Source organism: Streptomyces sp. NPDC057136 (assembly GCF_042670885.1).
Taxonomy (GTDB): domain Bacteria; phylum Actinomycetota; class Actinomycetes; order Streptomycetales; family Streptomycetaceae; genus Streptomyces.
Window position 1 is genome coordinate 164009 of the sequence record NZ_JBHUUV010000004.1, and the last position, 16434, is coordinate 180442.

Genomic DNA, 16434 nt, shown 5'->3' on the forward strand with positions numbered 1-16434 from the left:
TGCCGCTGTGTGCGTCACCGCCGTCCAGTCACATTGTGCGGAGCAGTCTCGTCATGGAGGTGAATCTGCCAACAACGCAAGGGACGCATCATGGAAGCTCGTTTGAACCTCCTCGGCACACCGCTCGCAGCCAAGTCGTTGAAGTACTTCGCCTCGGCGAGCAAGGTGATCATTGATGACTCGACGCTGCCGTCCGCGACACAGGACCTGGTGATGCTCCGCGCGAGTCAGATCAACGGTTGCGGGTTCTGTACCGACATCCACTCCAAAGACGCCGCGCATGCCGGGGAGCCCCCGGTGCGCGTCAACATGGTCGCGACCTGGCGGGAGTCCACGGTGTTCACCGAAGCCGAGCGCGCCGCGCTCGAGCTGACGGAGCAGGGCACCCGCATCGCTGATGCGGCCGGTGGTGTGACGGACGAGGCCTGGGCGAATGCCGCCCAGCATTACGACGAGGAGCAGCTCGCCGCCCTGGCGCTGCTTATCGCCCTCATCAACGCCAGCAACCGCATGGGCGTCATCACCCGGCAGGCCGACGGTGGTTACCAGCCCGGCCAACTGGGATAACGAGGAGCAGCCGGGCGGCGTTGTCCGACACCAGTGACAGCACAAGCCCTGGGCGCCGCTCGCCGGAGCCCGGGGCGTTGTTGTGGTCCGTCCGGCGGTCCGGCTGATCCCAAGGCGTCGGCTCCGGCTTGTCTTCTTGAGTAACGACGGCTCCGACACGGCCCACTGAGTAGCCGTCAGTTCCCACGCAGCCCCGGGCTGCGATTGCCTCACGCCTGAGATCTGCTGCGGGTGCTTTCCTCAGGCTGGTGATGTGCCTCGACCTCGCAGCAATGGCAGGTACACCTCGTCAACGATCTCGACAAGGGCGTCATCGGGTGCGGTAGGGGCCCCGCGCACGACGAATTCATTGCGTAGCAGGACCATGGCCACGGTGGCGACCCGTGGATGGAGGGCTTCGGGGGACGCTTCGCCGCGTGCGACCGCGCGCCCCAGGATGGTCAGCCAAGGGGCGGCTGCGGCGTCGCCGGACTGTTCCTGGAGCTGCGCCAGGAGTTCCGACGTTCCGCCGGCGGCGGAGAGCAGTTCGCGCAGAATCGCACCGAGGGGGGAGCTCAGTAGCGGTTCGCCTCACGCAGCCATTCAAGGACGTCGCCGCGCAGAGTGCCGGTGTCGGGTGGGTGGACCGTCGTGGCCAGATGTCCATGGGCGGCGATGCCGAGCGCGAGCCGGTTCGGCCAGCGGCGGTAGATGGCGTCTGCAGGGGGGTGATCTGCCGTAAGCATTTCTCAGCGGAGGTGGTCAAGCGCGAGCTGCGCATCATCCGTGACGACCTGCACTGCAATGCGGTCCGCGTGATGGGTGGCGATCCTGAACGGATCGAGCTGGCGGCGGGGTACGCCGCCGACCTCGGCCTCGAGGTCTGGTTTTCCCCCTACCCGCTTGAGCTGGCCACCGACGAGATGCTCTCGCTGTTCGCCGACTGTGCCGAGCGCGCAGAGCGGCTCAGGCGGCGGGGAGCCGAAGTCGTGTTCGTTGCCGGCGCCGAGCTGAGCCTGATGAACAAGGGATTTCTGCCCGGGGACAGTAGTGACGAGCGGGTTGCGTTGCTGAGCCGGCCGGATCGCGTGCGCGAGCACATCGGCGAGGTCGGTGCACGTGTCAACGACTTCCTCGGCAAGGCCACGGTGCTGGTCCGCGAGCGGTTCGGCGGCAAGGTGACCTACGCCGCCGTTCCGTTTGAGCGCGTCGACTGGACCCCCTTCGACATCATGTCCATGGATCTCTATCGGTCGGCCGCGATCACCGACCAGTTCGCCGAAGGCGTCCGTAACCTCGTCGAGCAGGGAAAGCCGGTCGCGATCACCGAGTTCGGTGCGGCCAGTTACGACGGTGCGGGTGACAGGGGCGCTCACGGTCTGGAGATCGTCGAGTACGACAAGGACACTCGTGCACCTCTTCGATTGAACGGACACTACGCCCGCGATGAAGCCGGACAGGCCGCGTATCTGCGCGAACTGCTGGAAGCATTCGACGCCGGAGGCATCGACAGCACCTTCGTGTTCACCGTCGCGCCCTACGACCACCTGCACCGCCCCGGCGGCGACCCCCGCCAGGACCTGGATCTGGCCAGCTACGGCATCGTCAAAGTCCTTGAGGACCGCCTCGGAGCCGCCTATCCCGACATGCCATGGGAACCGAAAGCCGCGTTCACGACTCTCGCCGACCACTACCGCGGCTGAGCCGCGTTGGGAGGGGGTCTGGGTGAAGGCTCGGCGAGAGGTGCCACGATGCCCCATGACGGAGTGCTGCGGGGGTGGCTCAGGCGGGGGACTATGGGAGAGGCCTCGGCACTGCAGGGGGAGGCGCCTGCCGGGCGTGTGCGATTACGGGCCTGCCTGCGGCGGAAGGAGCGGCAGACACGATGGCTACAGACGGGTCTCAGGCCGATCTGGGCCCTGCGGGACGGGCTGAACTGAGCGGCTCGCCTCCGGGCGGGCTGCTGGATGTGCTCGGCGTGGCGGCGATCGTCCTGGACGCCGACGGCCGGATCGTGTTCTGGAGTCCGCAGGCGCAGGCATTGATCGGCTACAGCGCGGAGGAGGCGCTCGGCCGGCTTGCTGTCCAACTGCTGGTCGCGGAGGAGAACGTCGATCTCGTGCTTCGGCTGTTCGGCGAGGTGATGAGCGGCGAAGGGAGCTGGGCGGGCACCTTCCCCGTACGGCACAAGGACGGCGGGACCCGACTGCTGGAGTTCCGCAACATGCGGCTGCTGGACGACCGCGGGGATCTGTATGCCCTTGGGCTGGCAACCGACCAGGCGACGTTGCGGCGGGTGGAACGCGACCTGGCTCTGTCCGTCCGATTGGTTGACCAGTCACCGATCGGGCTGGCCGTCGTGGATACGGAGCTGCGGTACGTGATGGTGAACCCCGCCCTGGAGCGGATCAACGGTTTGTCGGCCAAGGACCATCTCGGCCGGAGCGTACGAGAAGCGTTGACGTTCCTGGACGCCGGCACCGCCGAATCCGCGATGCGACAGGTGCTGGCCACCGGCATTCCGCTGGTGGACCAATACACCGTGGGCCGCACACACGACGACCCCGACATCGAGCATGCCTGGTCGGTCTCCTTCTATCGGCTGGAGGACTCCAGCGGGAAAGTTCTCGGCGTGGGCGTCTCGGCCGTGGACGTGACCGACCGGCACCGCGCGGCCCTGGATGCCGAACGTGCCCAGCACCGCCTGGCCGTGGTCGCCGACGCATCCGTGCGCATCGGCACCACGCTGGACCTGGATCAGACCGCCCGTGAGCTGGCCGATGTCGCCGTGCCCGAACTCGCCGACATGGCCGCGGTGGACGTTCTCGAGGCCGTCCTGATCGGGCACCGCAACCCCGACCCCTCCCACGGGCCCGCAGTGTTCCGTGCCCTGGCCGTCGCCACCGCCTATCCCACCGACGCCGTCGCGGCAGCCGACCAGCCGGGCGAAGTGGCCCGGTACGACGCCGAGCGGTTGATCGCCCGCTGCGTCAACACCCGCCGGCCCGTCATGATCCCGCACGTCAGTGAGGCCGATCTGCGTCTCATCGCCCGCAATTCCCGGGCCGCAGCGCTCCTCGCCGAGGCAGGCGTCCACTCCTACCTGGCCGTGCCCCTGATCGCCCGCGGGGAGGTCCTCGGGGCCCTCGACCTCGTACGCGCCCGGAACCCGCTGCCCTTCACCGACGACGACGCCACTCTGGCCGGCGAACTGGCTGCCCGTGCGGCCGTATGCATCGACAACGCCCGCTGGTACCAGGCACAGCGGGATACGGCACTCACCCTCCAGCGCAGTCTTCTGCCCGACCCCGCCACGTCCCTGTTCGGACTCGAGGTCGCCGCCCGCTACCAGCCCGCGGGCGCCGCGATCGAGGTGGGGGGCGACTGGTACGACGTCCTCTCCCTGACCGGCGACAGGACCGCGCTCGTCGTCGGCGACGTCATGGGCAGCGGCATCAACGCCGCCACCACCATGGGACGACTCCGCACCGCCACCCAGACACTCGCCGGTCTGGACCTGCCGCCCGCAGACGTACTGCGCAACCTGGACAGGATCACCGCCGGGCTCGACCCGTACATCGCCACCTGCATCTACGCGCTCTACGACCCCCACAGCGCGCAGTGCCACATCTCCACCGCGGGACACCTGCCTCCCGTCCGTATGCGGCCCGGACACACACCCGAACTCCTCGACCTGCCCACCGGCGCCCCGCTGGGCGTGGGCGGCGTCCCCTTCCGTACCACGTCCGTGGACCTCGACCCGGGCGACCAACTGCTTCTGTACACCGATGGCCTGGTCGAGACCCGCGACCAGGACATCGACACCCGCCTCGACACCCTCCTCACCCTCCTCGACGGCCCGCAACGCAACATCGAAGACACCTGCGATCACCTGCTGGCGGAGCTGCGCAACCCCGACGACCACGACGACGTGGCCCTGCTCATCGCCCGCATCCGCCGGTGAGCCGGTCCGCCGGCGTGCCGTGGTCATCCGGTATCCGTGAACCCTTCGTCGGGCAGGTTGAACAGGCGCTGTGCCCGTTGCCCGTTGTACTGCCGAAGGGCGCTCACCCACCGCCAGTGGTCTTCGGACGGGAGACAGGGGCAGGCGATGCGGTGGGGGATGCGGCACAGGGTGCCGGGAAGTGGTTCGGCGTCCCACAGATTCATCGCGGCCCCGTCCGGTGTGATGATCCATCGCCGTCTTGGAGGGAGGGTGTGGGCGGGGACGAGAATTCTGGGTTCGAGGAGGACCCAGTGGTCGGCGTAGTGGGTGGAGTACCGGTCCTGCGGAAGGTCGCAGTACGGGCAGTCGGGTGGAGCGGGCGGGCGGGGCGCGGTGGTTCCTTCGAGGGGCGAGCGAAAGGTGTGAGTGAGGTGGTCCGGACGGTTTTCGGTGTTCTCGGCGTCCCCCATGCCCTCAGGGTCCGGACGGACCGTCAGGCGCGGTAGGGCGCGATCCGGCCGAGCCGGGTGGGGGAGAGCACTGTTGGTGGGGCGTGCGGTGACCTGCGAGGTGCACGGCGGCGCAGCGATCCCTCCGGTTCAGGCCGAACCGCGATGTGCGGTAGCGCGGTGTGTGCGATACCGAAGGTCGCCGCAGTCACCAGGTGCGTCCCGCTTGGAGCAGAAGGTCCCGGACCTGGATGACGTCGGGGTTGCCAGGGGTGCCGGGCCGCTGGACGAGATAGCCGGTGTTGATGGGCGGGTCCTCCGGTTCGTACAGGGCGACGAGGGTGCCGGAGGCCAGTTCCTCGAGGCAGAGATAGCGGGGCAGGACGGTGTATCCGGCCCCTGCGACGACCGCGGCGCGTACGCCGCGCAGGTCGGGCACGGTGACGGCGGCCCTGCAGGACAGGCGCGTACCGAAGACATGGCGCCAGTAGCGGCGGGCGATGGGCAGGTCCTCCGCGTACGTGACGAGTGGGACGGTGTGCAGCGCGGCTGGGCCGACGGCGGCGAGGCGTGGCGTGAGGCGGTCGGCCCAGGAGGGTGCGGCGACCAGCACGAACTCCTCGTCCATGAGCGGAAAGGCGGTCAGAGTCCTGCCGCGCGGGCGGGCTGTGGCGATCACGAGATCATGGCGCCCGGCGCGGAGCTCCTCCAGGAGCGGATCGGTGAGGTCCATGCTCACGCGGAGGCGTACGCCCTCGGCGGTCAAGGGGGCGAGCGCAGGCAGGACGAGGGTGCACAGCAGCTCGGCCGGCCCTGCGAGGTGTACGGGAGCGGCCTGTTCGTTCGTTGCGGTGTGCTGCCCCGTGGCGGCGGCGAGGGCGTCGAGGGGTGCGGCGACGCGAGCCACGAGGTCGTGGGCGACGGCGGTCGGGGCGACCCCGCGCGGCAGTCGCTCGAACATTTCGCGGCCTGTCTGACGCTCCAGGGCGCGGATCTGGGTGGTCACCGTTGGCTGCGAGAGCCCCAGGAGCTTGGCGGCGGCCGTGAACGAACCGGAGCGGTACACGGCCAGGAACGTACGCAGCAGGTTCAGGTCCGGCGCGAGTGGCGCGGTGGGTTGCCCGGTGGATTGCGGCGGGGGGCCATTGCCATTGGGATCTGCATGCCTCATGCGATAAGCCTAATAATTCCGATGACTCGTTGCGTGGGGCTGTCAGCCAGAGGCGTCTTCGGTGGCCGCCGTTCCCGCCGTTCCCGCCATTCCCACCGCGCCCGCTCGCCCGCTCAGGCCAGCTTCTTGAGGAGCTCGACCGCGAGCGGGGCGGAGGAGGAGGGGTTCTGGCCGGTGACGAGGTTGCGGTCGACGACGACGTGCGGCGCCCACGGCTCGCCGGTCCGGACGTCGAGGCCGGCTTCCAGGAGGCGGGTCTCCAGCAGCCACTTCGCCTTGTCGGCGAGGCCGGCCTGGGTTTCCTCGACGTTGGTGAAGGCGGCCACCCGATAGCCGGCGAAGGCGTTCGTGCCGTCCGCGTGTGTCGCGGCGAGGATTGCGGCCGGGGCGTGGCAGACGATGGCCAGCGGCTTGCCGGATTCGAGCGTGTCGATCAGCAGTTTGCCGGAGGTGGCGTCGACGGCGAGGTCCTCCATGGGGCCGTGGCCGCCTGGGTAGAAGACGGCGTCGTAGTCGTCCGGCTTCACGTCCTCCAGCCGGATCGGGTTCCTGATCTCGGTGATGGAGTCGAGGGTCGCGGCGACCTTGTCGGCGCCCTCCTGGCCGCCGTTCACCTCGGGCGCGAGGCTGCCCTTGTCCACGGTCGGGACGACGCCACCGGGCGTGGCGACGACGATCTCGTGGCCTGCGGCCTTGAATGCCTCGTACGGGGCGACGGCTTCCTCGGCCCAGAATCCGGTGGGGTGCTGGGTGCCGTCGGCCAGCGTCCAGTAGTCGACGCCGGTCATCACGAAAAGAATCTTGGACATGGGGTGTCTCCGAGGGATGCGGGGCCAGTCCGGCCCGGGTGAGGGTGATCGTGCACCTCGACGCTTCTGCGAGCGTTGACGCTTCGGGCATAGATCGTCAGTGCGGCGATGTCCTTGAACGTATACGGGGACCTCAGCGGTTTTCCAATGGGAAAGTGCATGCCTGGTATTGGAAGTCGAATGGCTCGCCGGGAATATCCGCCGGCTCAGAACGACGCTTCTTCCGGGGCCGCCGCCCCGGGATGCGCCAACTCGCCGCGGAACGTACGCCGGTAGGCCAGCGGGGAGACTCCGATCGAGGCGTGCAGGTGCTGGCGCAGGGAGGTACCGGTGGCGAAGCCGACCTGGCCGGCGATGTCGTCCACGGGCAGATCAGTGGACTCCAGCAGATGCCGGGCGCGGGCCACCCGCTGCTGGATCAGCCAGCGTCCCGGGCTCATGCCGACCTCTTCGTTGAACCGGCGGGCGAAGGTCCGCAGGCTCATCCGGGCGTGATCGGCGAGTTCTCTCAGGGTGAGTGGCTCGTGCACGTTCTCCAGCGCCCACTGCCTGGTGGCCGAGGTCCCGTTCGTGGCGGCCTCGGGCACGGGCTGTTCGATGTACTGGGCCTGCCCGCCGTCCCGCCACGGCGGCACGACGCACGCACGGGCCACCCGGTTGGCGACGGCGGCGCCGTGGTCCTTGCGTACGAGGTGCAGGCAGACGTCCACCCCCGAGGCGGCGCCGGCCGACGTCACTACGTCCCCGTCATCGACGAAAAGCACGTCCGGATCGAGTGCCACCTTTGGAAACCAGTCCCGGAAGGTGGCCGCGAGCGCCCAGTGGGTCGTGGCAGGGCGGCCGTCCAGGAGTCCGGCACCTGCAAGCAGGAACGCTCCCGTGCAAATGGACACGATGCGTGCGCCCGAAGGGATCGAGGCGAGCGCTGCGAGGATCTCCGTCGGGACCTCGCGGGTGAGCAGAGCCGGATCGTAGGGCGGGATGACGACGGTCCCGGCGGTGCGCAGGGCCTCCGCGCCGTGCTCGACAGTGACTGAGAAGTCGGCGTTGGTACGTACGGGCCGGCCGTCGACGGAGCAGGTCAGGACCTCGTAGCGGCCCTCGGCGGAGCCGAGGACGCGGCTCGGGATGCCCAGCTCGAAGGGGTACACCCCGTCCAGGGCGAGAACGACGACACGGTGAGCACGACGCGGCATGGCACGATCCTGTCGAAAGATGGCAATCGTGCCATGGTACGCGGCGAGAGCGCCCGCGAAGCTGAGTGCATGACCAACAACGCCACCATGCGAGCCATCAGCCAGGACACCCACGGAACGCCCGACGTGCTCAAGGAGATCGAGCTCCCCAGGCCGGCACCGGGCCCGAGTCAGATCCTGGTCGCTGTCAAGGCGGCCGGGCTCAATCCCACCGACTGGAAGCACCGTTCGGGCGGCCTCTTCCTGGACCGCATGCCGCTCGTTCTCGGCTGGGACGTCTCCGGTGTCGTCGAGGCTGTCGGGTTTGGCGTCACACTCTTCAAGCCCGGCGATGAGGTCTTCGGCATGCTGCCCTACCCGTACGGCGTCGGGGCACACGCCGAGTACGTGAGCGCACCCGCCCGGGCCTTCGCCCGCAAGCCCGACGGTATCGACCACATCCAGGCCGGCGCACTTCCGCTCGCGGCGCTCACCGCGTACCAGGCGCTCGTCGACACAGCGGGGGTCACCGCAGGGCAGCGGGTTCTCGTCCACGCGGCCGCAGGTGGCGTCGGACACCTCGCCGTCCAGATCGCCAAGTCCCGCGGCGCGTACGTCATCGGCACCGCGAGTGCCCCCAAGCATGACTTCGTCCGTTCTCTCGGCGCGGACGAGGTCGTCGACTACCGGACCACCGACTTCCGGGACGTGGCCCAGGACATCGACGTGGTCCTCGACCCGCTCTCCGGTGACACCCGCATTCGCTCCCTCGATGTCCTGCGACCCGGCGGCGTCCTCGTGTCCCTTCTTCCGGGCACGGACCCGGACGAGGCGGCGAAGGCCACCGAGCGGGGCGTACGCGTGGAGACGCTCCTCGTGGAAGCCGACCACGCCGGTATGAACGCCATCGCCGGCCTCGCGGAGTCCGGCGCCCTGCGCGCCCATGTCGAGGCGGTCTTCCCCCTCGCAGAGGCGGCCAAGGCCCACGCCCTGGGCGAGACCGACCGCACCACCGGCAAGATCGTCCTGCTCGTGGACGGGGTATCCGCCGAGGTGTAATGACATGCTCGACCTATTCCGCACGGCCGCCGACGAGTGACCACCGAGCACGGGTAGCGACGGCGGGTGGCGAACCGCGGCTCACCGCCCTGCTCGGGCGACCTGGCGCCGCTGGTACGAACCCTTACGAGGTTTCACAAGCCATATCGGTCTCAATCCGCGTCGGTCTCAATCCGTGTCGAGTACGGCCGGGATGTCAAGAATGGCGAGGAATGCCGTCGCTGCAGGCGTAAGGCTTCCACGGCTCCAGACGACGTACTCGACGCGGGCCGGTGCATCGGAGACCTCGATGGTGGTGACGCCGATGAGTTGAGGCACGTAGGCGGAGGGGAGCATGGCGACTCCGAGGCTCTGCTCGACCAGTCGAGCCATGAAGTCTGCAGTGGTCACTTCGAAGGCGACGTCGCGGCTGAGACCAGCGGCTGCGAAAGCATGGTCGGACTGGACGCGTCCCGCCGTCCCGGCCGGCAAGTCCACGAACGCCTCGGAGGAAAGCCTGCGAAGACTGACTGTTGGTTCTCCGGCGAGCAGGTGGTCCGGCGCGACGACGGCGACGAGTCGGTCACGGGCGAGTTCATGGGCGTTGACACCCTGGGGGTGCGCCGTGGTCGGCAGCCCGAGGAAGGCCACCTCGATGGCTCCCTCCCTGACCTGCTCGACGAGTTCATCGCTCGCGCCCACGCGCAGGCTGATGCGCACGTTCGGGTACCGCTGGCGGAAGTCACGCAGGGCACGTGGGATGTCGACCGCAGCGACGGTTGGGATCAGGCCCACGGCGAGCCGTCCGCGTACCTCACCGACAGCCGCGGCGACCTCGGCGGCCGCGCGCTCGGCGGCGTCCAGGCACTGACGGGCCGCAGGGAGGAACGCTGCACCGGCCGGTGTCAGCCGAACCCGGCGACTGGTGCGGTCGAAGAGTCTCGCGCCCAGTTCCCGTTCCAGGCGCGCGATTTGATGGCTGAGGGCGGACTGGACAACCAGACAACGCTCGGCGGCCCGGGTGAAGCTGTTCGTCTCGGCGACGGCGACGATGTAGCGCATCTGCTGGAGCTCCATGCATCCATCTTGAATCACGATAGATGAGGTGACAAACATGTGTTGGACTCATTGATCACATCCGGCCGAGACTGTGAGCGTGACAAGTCCAGCAGTACAGAGGGCTCCTGAATGTGCGTGCGCTCGGGGCTTCGCTGTGTTGGTTGCGGCTATCCGGAGCTGCGGACTATCACCCCGGCTATCGAGGAATGGTTGAACGTGAACATATGCAGGTTCCCTGGCAGCGGTGCATTCGGTGACAGGTGCGGCATCGACATGGGCATCGACATGGGCATCGGCATGGAGGGTGGCGCGGCATGAAAAGCGGCCGGCAACTCCTCACCGCGGGCGTGACGGCTCTGGCTCCGGCGATCTGGGGAAGCACCTATCTGGTGACGACGGAGTGGTTACCGCCGGACCGCCCGCTGCTGGCCGCCACCGTGCGGGCGCTTCCTGCGGGCCTGATTCTGCTCGCCTTCGCATGCACGCTGCCGACCGGAATATGGCTGTGGCGCTCCCTGGTGCTCGGAACGCTCAACATCGGCGCTTTCCTCTTCCTGTTGTTTGTCGCGGCCTATCGCCTACCGGGTGGCATCGCGGCGGTGATCATGACGGCGCAGCCGATGTTCGTACTGATCCTGGCGGCGCTGTTCATCGGGGAGAAGACTCGGCTCCTGCACGTGGTGGCGTGCGCCCTCGGCACGGGCGGTGTCGTGCTGCTTGTGTTCAAGGGGACAGTGGCGCTGGATTTCATCGGCGTGGTGGCGGCGCTGGGCGGAGCCGCCTGCATGGCTACCGGCATCACCATGACCAAACGATGGGGGCGCCCCGCCGGAGTGGGGCTACTTCCCTTCACCGGCTGGCAGCTTGTCGCCGGCGGACTCGTGTTGTTGCCCTTCACCCTGTCCATCGAAGGGCTGCCGACCACCCTCACTGGTACCAACGTCCTAGGGTTTGCCTATCTCATCTCCTTGGGCGCTGTCATCAGTTACGCGATCTGGTTCCGTGGGATGGAGAGGTTGCCGGCACTGGCGGTCTCCTTCCTTGCCTTGGCCAGTCCGATTGTCGCAACCCTTCTCGGATATCTGTTTCTGCATGAAGCGTTGTCGATTCTGCAGCTGGTCGGAATTCTGGTGATTATCGCCGCCGCGCTGCTCGCGCAACCCCGGCCGACCGAGCCACGGACGCTCGGCCCGACCGCTACAGCGGGAATCCGTTGAGAGTTGGGAACTGCCCTTCGGCGACCAGCCGCGGTGCGCCGGCGGGTATCTGACGGTGACGGGCGAGCAGTGCCTCCAGCTCGTCGTGGCGGGCCTTGATCCCGCAGCACGGGAAAAATGTGAGCCAGGCCGTCGATGTCGACGACTCCGGCGCGGGGACCGTCGTACCAGTCCAACTCGACGTACACGTGCGTGAATCGGGCCATCGAGGCATCGGGGCATCGGGGCGACCGGCCTGAGGCCGTTGTCCGATATAGCGGAGGCGGAGGCGGCGACCGCCAGCACCTCACGTCAGTTCATCGTCGCGAGTGGTCTGCCGTACACAGGAGACGACCACCACAAGAGGCCACAGCGACTGTGTGAACGTCAGGACGCGTTCAGCGGCCCCAGCGGTGTCGTGCACAAACAGGGCGAGCAAGAACCAGACACCGCCGAGCCACATCAGTGTCGTCGCCATGAGGGACGGTCCGGGCCGCAGGGCCCACGGAGCGCTCCCCGCAGGTGGCAGCGCTTCTGCCGGACGGCGCCCGGTTGCGCGGCGTCGGCCGAGGGTCGCGCGTCGTACGGCCAGGACGGGCCACAACGCGAGAAGCGAGAAGCCGACTGCCACCACAGCACCATGCTTCAGCGAGCCCCCACTGCTCGGCGCCGGGAACGCGGCCAGCAGCATCGCCGACACTCCGCCGCCGCACAGCGCCAAGCGTCCAGGATATGCCGCAGGACGCAGCCCACAGGCGGTGACCACATGGCAGGCACCGAGGGCGATGAGAGCTGAGGTCATCACCCAGTACCCGTCGGCGCCATTCGACGCAAGAATGCTGATCGTTTTCGAAGCGGGGTCGTAGCCGGGCCCTTGGAACACCGCTGAGCTCGCCCAGCCCCCGACCAGCAGGATCGGGGCAGACACCGAAGAGAACAGGACCCACCGAGGGACAGATCGCATGGGAAGACCGTAAGGCGCCTGAAGATCCCCTTCTCGATGCACACGCGGGTGGACCGAAGGCCGCGTAGGGCTGTGCCCGGTTCGTCGGCGCCGTGATGATGGCTGGCACCCGAAGAGCGGATCCGGTGTGAGGTCAGAGAGTGTGTGTGAAGCGCCGTCCGCTGACCATGGTGGGTGGGCATTGCTCACCAAGGGCCCCAGTCGGCCGTACTGGCAACTGGTGCCGCTTGGAGTCATGCAGCCAGGACTTTCCGTGCCCTGCGGATACACCCTTTGACCCGCCGCGATGACAGGGTCGATTACCTTTCGGCCCAGCTCCGGTCTCTAGCTCAACGGACAGCTCATCATGCTGATCCGAGAGCTGCGACCGGTAAGGTAGATGGCCAGGAGGGGCCGTGCCGTGCCCAGCGGCCACGTGGCATGCTGGCCGCATGGGTGATCATGGCCATCACAACTCTGTACGTCGCAGTTACGACACCGTGGCCGAGGAATACACGGCCCGGTTGCATAACGAGCTCGCGGAGAAGCCGCTTGACCGGGCGCTCCTGGCCTCCCTCCTGGAACAGACTGAACCAGGAACTGTGATCGCCGATCTCGGCTGCGGCCCCGGGCACGTGGCAGCCTGGCTCGCCGCGAAGGGCGCGCGAACGGTCGGAGTCGATCTGTCGGCGGGCATGATCGAGGCCGGCGGTCGCCGGTTTGCACAGGTGGAGTTCCGACAGGGCGACCTGCTGGAACTTCCCGCTGAAGACGGCGAGTTCGGCTCCGCAGTTGCCTTCTACACGATCATCCACCTCGACCCCGACGACCTGCACCGGGCCTTCGGGGAAGCGAGGCGGGTACTGCGGCCTTCCGGGCTTCTCCTCCTCTCCTTCCACATCGGTGACGAGGTAGTGCACCGGGACGAGTGGTGGGGGTATGGCGTTGATGTCGACTTCCGCTTCTTCGAGCCCTCGTACATCACCGAACTGCTGGAAGGGGCCGGATTCACCGTGGAGATGCATATGGAGCGCACCCATTACGCCCATGAAGTCGCCACCCGCCGGGCCTATCTACTGGCCCGCCGCACCTGACGCTGCCGCGAACTCGCCCTGACGAGGGGGAGTCGTGGAGTGGTTGGCGCGGGCCTCGGACCATCTGCTGCGCGGGGCCGGACAGCGGTCCGGTCCCGCTATGAACGACGAACGCCTCGACGCACATGCTCGGTAACTGCCATGCCGGCCGCACCGTACGCCCTCGGCTTGACCCGATACGCCGGCCAGGGGCATCGACGGCCTCACGTACCGCTCGCGTCCTCCAACTGCGTACAACAGCCGCCTGGTTGAACGAGGCGCTCAGTTGGTCGGGCTCTGCGGGGGACTCGATACCCCTGACTCCCGGCCACTGAGCGTGGCGTCCAGAGTTTCCTGGGCCATGCGCATCGCCTCGGCGTACTTCGGCTCGGACATGCGCTGCCAGGCCAGGTCCGGTGCGACGTGCTCGACCCGGCTCGTCACCCACCAAATGTTGCCGAACGGGTCCCGTACCCTTCCTCCGCGATCGCCCCACGCGCTGTCAGCAACCTCGGTGATGACCTGCGCCCCGTGCGCGACAGCCGCGGCCATGGCGGCATCCGCGTCCGGGACATAGATGCGCAGCAGCGAGGGCATTACCGGCCAGTCGGGCCGTCGGTCGAAGGCCAGCACGACCGTGTCGCCGACTCGGATCTCGCCGTGGCCGATGGTGCCGTCTTCGACCGGCACCCGCGCGAGCTCTTTGCCGTCGAATGCGGCGGTGATGAAGTCGAGCAGTGCGCCTGTGTCGTCCGTTACCACCCACGGCGCAACGTTGGTGTAGCCCTCGGGTGCAGTGTGGTTCATCAGTCTTGCCCCTTCTTCCGGCTCTTCGTGATGCGACGACACTAGGGCCCGATCAGGTCGGATTCGGTCCTGAATGAGTGCCGAATGATGGGGCGTGTCAGGCCCGTTGACCGGGTGCTGCAGCCGCGGTCGCCGCACCCAATGTGTCGAGGGAAGGGGCTGCGATCGCTTCGGCCGCGGCCTGGCCGTCGTCGGCCAGGGCAATCTGGGCCGGATCGTTCTGCGCGAGCGGGACCCGGCGCGGCGAATACCGGCCTGGCCGACCTTCCCGCCCGGGAACTCTGACAGCACGAGACTCCGGGACGCGGCGTCCGTGCCTCCCTCTGCTCGCGGGCGTGACGACCGGCAACCGGCCGGGGCAGGACCGACGCCGTCAAGGGCGGCGGCACTACGGCAGCGCGAGCACCGCGTCGATGCGCTCGCGGATCTCCTCGTCCTGGAGAAACACCCGGTAGTCGCCGTACTCCGACAGCCGACGGTCCGCGGTCCGGAGCGTGGCCAGCGCCTCCCGGACCGGCGGGGCGGAGTGTCCGTGGTGGATGAGCGAGGCCAGGGCGGAGCTGAACGTCCAGTGCGGCCCTTCCCCGTCGGCGGCGAACGCCAGCAAGGTCGTCTCCGCCTGCGCCGCTTCCATCAGCGGCGGCTCCCACAGCTCGGCGTACGGCTCCGTCTCACCGGGGAGCATCGGGTCCTCGCCCCACACCTGGAGCACCTCCCGGAGATCCCGTACCAGCCAGCCCGCGCGGGCGACCTCGTCCCGCAGTGCCTCCCGTACCGCGGGCAGGAGCTCTTCGGCGTGTGCGCGCAGCGGCCGGAGTACGTCGGCGACGTCAGGCTGCCGTGGGTCGCCGATGCAGTAACCCCGGCCCTGCATGTCCCGGTACGGCGCGACGAGCCGCTCGACGAGATCCGGTAGAGCACGCGGGTCCCCGATCCGGGTCAGTGCCCACCGCGCGTGGTCGCCGACGGTGCCGTCGAAGAGCCGTGACTCGCCGGAGTCGTCGAGGAGGGCGGCGAGCCGGTCGGCGTACGGGGCTGCCCGGCGGCCGAGCACCGCCAGCAAATGCGCCGCCTTGTAGCGCACGTCGTCGTCCCGGTCGGCCAGCAGGCCGGCCGCCAGCGGCAGCAGCGAGGTGGCCGTCGACGGCCGGGCCACCAGCAGACGCCATGCCTCGTCCAGCGCGCACCGGCGCAGTTCCGCGTCGCCGGTGCGGTTCCCGGCCTCGGCGAGTCCGGCCACGAACGAGGTCGTCGCCCGCGTGTCGTCCCCCAGAAGGTGCACGACCCAGGCTGCGACGTCATTGCGGTCGTACGGATACTCGCAGTCCAGGGTGTACCAGACCTTCCCGAACTCCGGGGCGAGTGCCGGATCGGTGAGGAGCTCCAGCAACATCGGGCGGGCGCGCAGTGGTGCCTGCGGGTCCAGGGGAGCCGTGGCGATCACGGCCGCCACCCGCAGCACCCGGTCCTCGCCATGGAGGGCGTCGTCCAGCACCGCGCGTGCCTCCGTGACCGTCGCACCCGCGGGGTCCTCGACGCCAGCGGCCGCGCCCAGCGCAAGCAACACGGTCACCCGGACCGAGAGGTCGGTCTCCTCGTGCCACCGCTCCAGCAGGGAGCCGGTCCGGTCGGATATCAGTTGCAGCGCGGACCGCCGTACGACCCGGTCCGCGTCCACGAGCAGACTTCGCAGTCGGGGCCAGTGCTGCCGCCAGGCCGTATCCCAGCCCGGGTCCGACGCCCCGGTCCCGGCGGCCGTGCCGTTGGCGGCCAGACCCGCGATCACGTCGATCAAGTCCGGTCGCGCGACCGTATCCGGGTCAACGGCGAGGTCCACCAGGAACGGCAGCGCGGCTGTGCCCGCGTCGGTGACACGACCAGGGGCCAGGAGCAGGTCCTGCAGATCGCCGTACGTCCGGCCCAAGGCCTCCGGTCGGGTGTGGGCGTCCGCCCGCGCTATCCGGCGCAGCACTTTCGGTACGTCGGTGGCCGGCAGATCCGGCCGCACCGGCTCCAGCCCGCGCCAGTCCACCGCGTCCAGCCCCGCCGGCCCCTCCAGCATGTTCCCCCGCCCAGCTCTCGCGGGTGCGTCCCGCGTCCCGCGCATCCTTTCACCGGTCGATGGAGCGTGCGGCGTCGCGGTGTCCGGCGGAGGCGTTCCGGTGTCCGGAGCTGATCTGGAGACAGCTGATCTGGAGACAGCTGATCCGGAGACTGCGGCA

At 68.6% G+C, this 16434-nt stretch carries 16 protein-coding genes; 6 read left to right on the forward strand and 10 right to left on the reverse strand.

The window, feature by feature from the left end; translation table 11 throughout:
* The first annotated feature begins 90 nt into the window (after nt 1-90).
* Nucleotides 91-567 carry a carboxymuconolactone decarboxylase family protein gene (locus tag ACFT7S_RS07035; protein ID WP_382728073.1) on the forward strand — a complete coding sequence of 159 codons (477 nt, stop codon included), beginning with the start codon at nt 91-93 and terminating at the stop codon, nt 565-567.
* Nucleotides 568-807: 240 nt separating this feature from the next.
* Here the strand turns inward: ACFT7S_RS07035 and ACFT7S_RS07040 are convergent, their stop codons facing one another.
* On the reverse strand, nt 808-1125 hold the full coding sequence (locus tag ACFT7S_RS07040) for a TetR-like C-terminal domain-containing protein (RefSeq protein WP_382728535.1): 318 nt from the start codon (nt 1123-1125) through the stop codon (nt 808-810).
* Nucleotides 1122-1292, reverse strand: a complete 171-nt coding sequence (locus ACFT7S_RS07045) for a hypothetical protein (RefSeq protein ID WP_382728582.1) — start codon at nt 1290-1292, stop codon at nt 1122-1124. Before ACFT7S_RS07045 ends, ACFT7S_RS07040 begins: the two co-directional genes overlap by 4 nt.
* Here ACFT7S_RS07045 and ACFT7S_RS07050 point away from each other — a divergent pair.
* Nucleotides 1212-2249, forward strand: coding sequence for a hypothetical protein (locus ACFT7S_RS07050; protein ID WP_382728076.1), 1038 nt, complete (start codon nt 1212-1214; stop codon nt 2247-2249). The two genes, ACFT7S_RS07045 and ACFT7S_RS07050, sit on opposite strands and share 81 nt — an antisense overlap.
* A gap of 182 nt (nt 2250-2431) precedes the next feature.
* Nucleotides 2432-4510 carry a SpoIIE family protein phosphatase gene (locus tag ACFT7S_RS07055; RefSeq protein WP_382728079.1) on the forward strand — a complete coding sequence of 693 codons (2079 nt, stop codon included), beginning with the start codon at nt 2432-2434 and terminating at the stop codon, nt 4508-4510.
* Nucleotides 4511-4533: 23 nt separating this feature from the next.
* Here the strand turns inward: ACFT7S_RS07055 and ACFT7S_RS07060 are convergent, their stop codons facing one another.
* The 4 genes from ACFT7S_RS07060 to ACFT7S_RS07075 form a co-directional block, all read right to left on the reverse strand.
* Nucleotides 4534-4962, reverse strand: a complete 429-nt coding sequence (locus ACFT7S_RS07060; protein ID WP_382728082.1) for a DUF6083 domain-containing protein — start codon at nt 4960-4962, stop codon at nt 4534-4536.
* 187 nt (nt 4963-5149) lie between these two features.
* Nucleotides 5150-6112: a LysR family transcriptional regulator gene (locus tag ACFT7S_RS07065; protein ID WP_382728085.1), complete on the reverse strand. Its 963-nt coding sequence runs from the start codon at nt 6110-6112 to the stop codon at nt 5150-5152.
* 113 nt (nt 6113-6225) lie between these two features.
* Nucleotides 6226-6921 (reverse strand): type 1 glutamine amidotransferase domain-containing protein, encoded by a 696-nt coding sequence (locus ACFT7S_RS07070; protein ID WP_382728088.1) that lies wholly within the window; start codon nt 6919-6921, stop codon nt 6226-6228.
* 206 nt (nt 6922-7127) lie between these two features.
* Nucleotides 7128-8117 carry a GlxA family transcriptional regulator gene (locus tag ACFT7S_RS07075; protein ID WP_382728091.1) on the reverse strand — a complete coding sequence of 330 codons (990 nt, stop codon included), beginning with the start codon at nt 8115-8117 and terminating at the stop codon, nt 7128-7130.
* Nucleotides 8118-8186: 69 nt separating this feature from the next.
* Between ACFT7S_RS07075 and ACFT7S_RS07080 the strand changes: the two genes are divergently transcribed.
* Nucleotides 8187-9155 carry an NADP-dependent oxidoreductase gene (locus ACFT7S_RS07080; protein WP_382728094.1) on the forward strand — a complete coding sequence of 323 codons (969 nt, stop codon included), beginning with the start codon at nt 8187-8189 and terminating at the stop codon, nt 9153-9155.
* Nucleotides 9156-9323: 168 nt separating this feature from the next.
* On the opposite strand, the gene ACFT7S_RS07085 is transcribed toward ACFT7S_RS07080, so the two are convergent.
* Complete coding sequence (locus tag ACFT7S_RS07085; protein ID WP_382728096.1) at nt 9324-10211, reverse strand: LysR family transcriptional regulator; 888 nt, start codon at nt 10209-10211, stop codon at nt 9324-9326.
* Nucleotides 10212-10507: 296 nt separating this feature from the next.
* Here ACFT7S_RS07085 and ACFT7S_RS07090 point away from each other — a divergent pair, with 296 nt between their 5' ends.
* Nucleotides 10508-11410: an EamA family transporter gene (locus tag ACFT7S_RS07090; protein WP_382728099.1), complete on the forward strand. Its 903-nt coding sequence runs from the start codon at nt 10508-10510 to the stop codon at nt 11408-11410.
* 286 nt (nt 11411-11696) lie between these two features.
* Here ACFT7S_RS07090 and ACFT7S_RS07095 read toward each other — a convergent pair whose 3' ends face one another.
* Nucleotides 11697-12353 carry a DUF998 domain-containing protein gene (locus tag ACFT7S_RS07095; RefSeq protein ID WP_382728102.1) on the reverse strand — a complete coding sequence of 219 codons (657 nt, stop codon included), beginning with the start codon at nt 12351-12353 and terminating at the stop codon, nt 11697-11699.
* A gap of 431 nt (nt 12354-12784) precedes the next feature.
* On the opposite strand from ACFT7S_RS07095, the gene ACFT7S_RS07100 reads away from it, so the two are divergent.
* Complete coding sequence (locus ACFT7S_RS07100) at nt 12785-13426, forward strand: class I SAM-dependent methyltransferase (protein ID WP_382728105.1); 642 nt, start codon at nt 12785-12787, stop codon at nt 13424-13426.
* A gap of 261 nt (nt 13427-13687) precedes the next feature.
* On the opposite strand, the gene ACFT7S_RS07105 is transcribed toward ACFT7S_RS07100, so the two are convergent.
* Together ACFT7S_RS07105 and ACFT7S_RS07110 are read right to left on the reverse strand one after the other, a co-directional pair.
* Complete coding sequence (locus ACFT7S_RS07105) at nt 13688-14212, reverse strand: VOC family protein (RefSeq protein ID WP_382728107.1); 525 nt, start codon at nt 14210-14212, stop codon at nt 13688-13690.
* A gap of 388 nt (nt 14213-14600) precedes the next feature.
* Nucleotides 14601-16274: a hypothetical protein gene (locus ACFT7S_RS07110; RefSeq protein WP_382728109.1), complete on the reverse strand. Its 1674-nt coding sequence runs from the start codon at nt 16272-16274 to the stop codon at nt 14601-14603.
* Nucleotides 16275-16434: the final 160 nt, after the last annotated feature.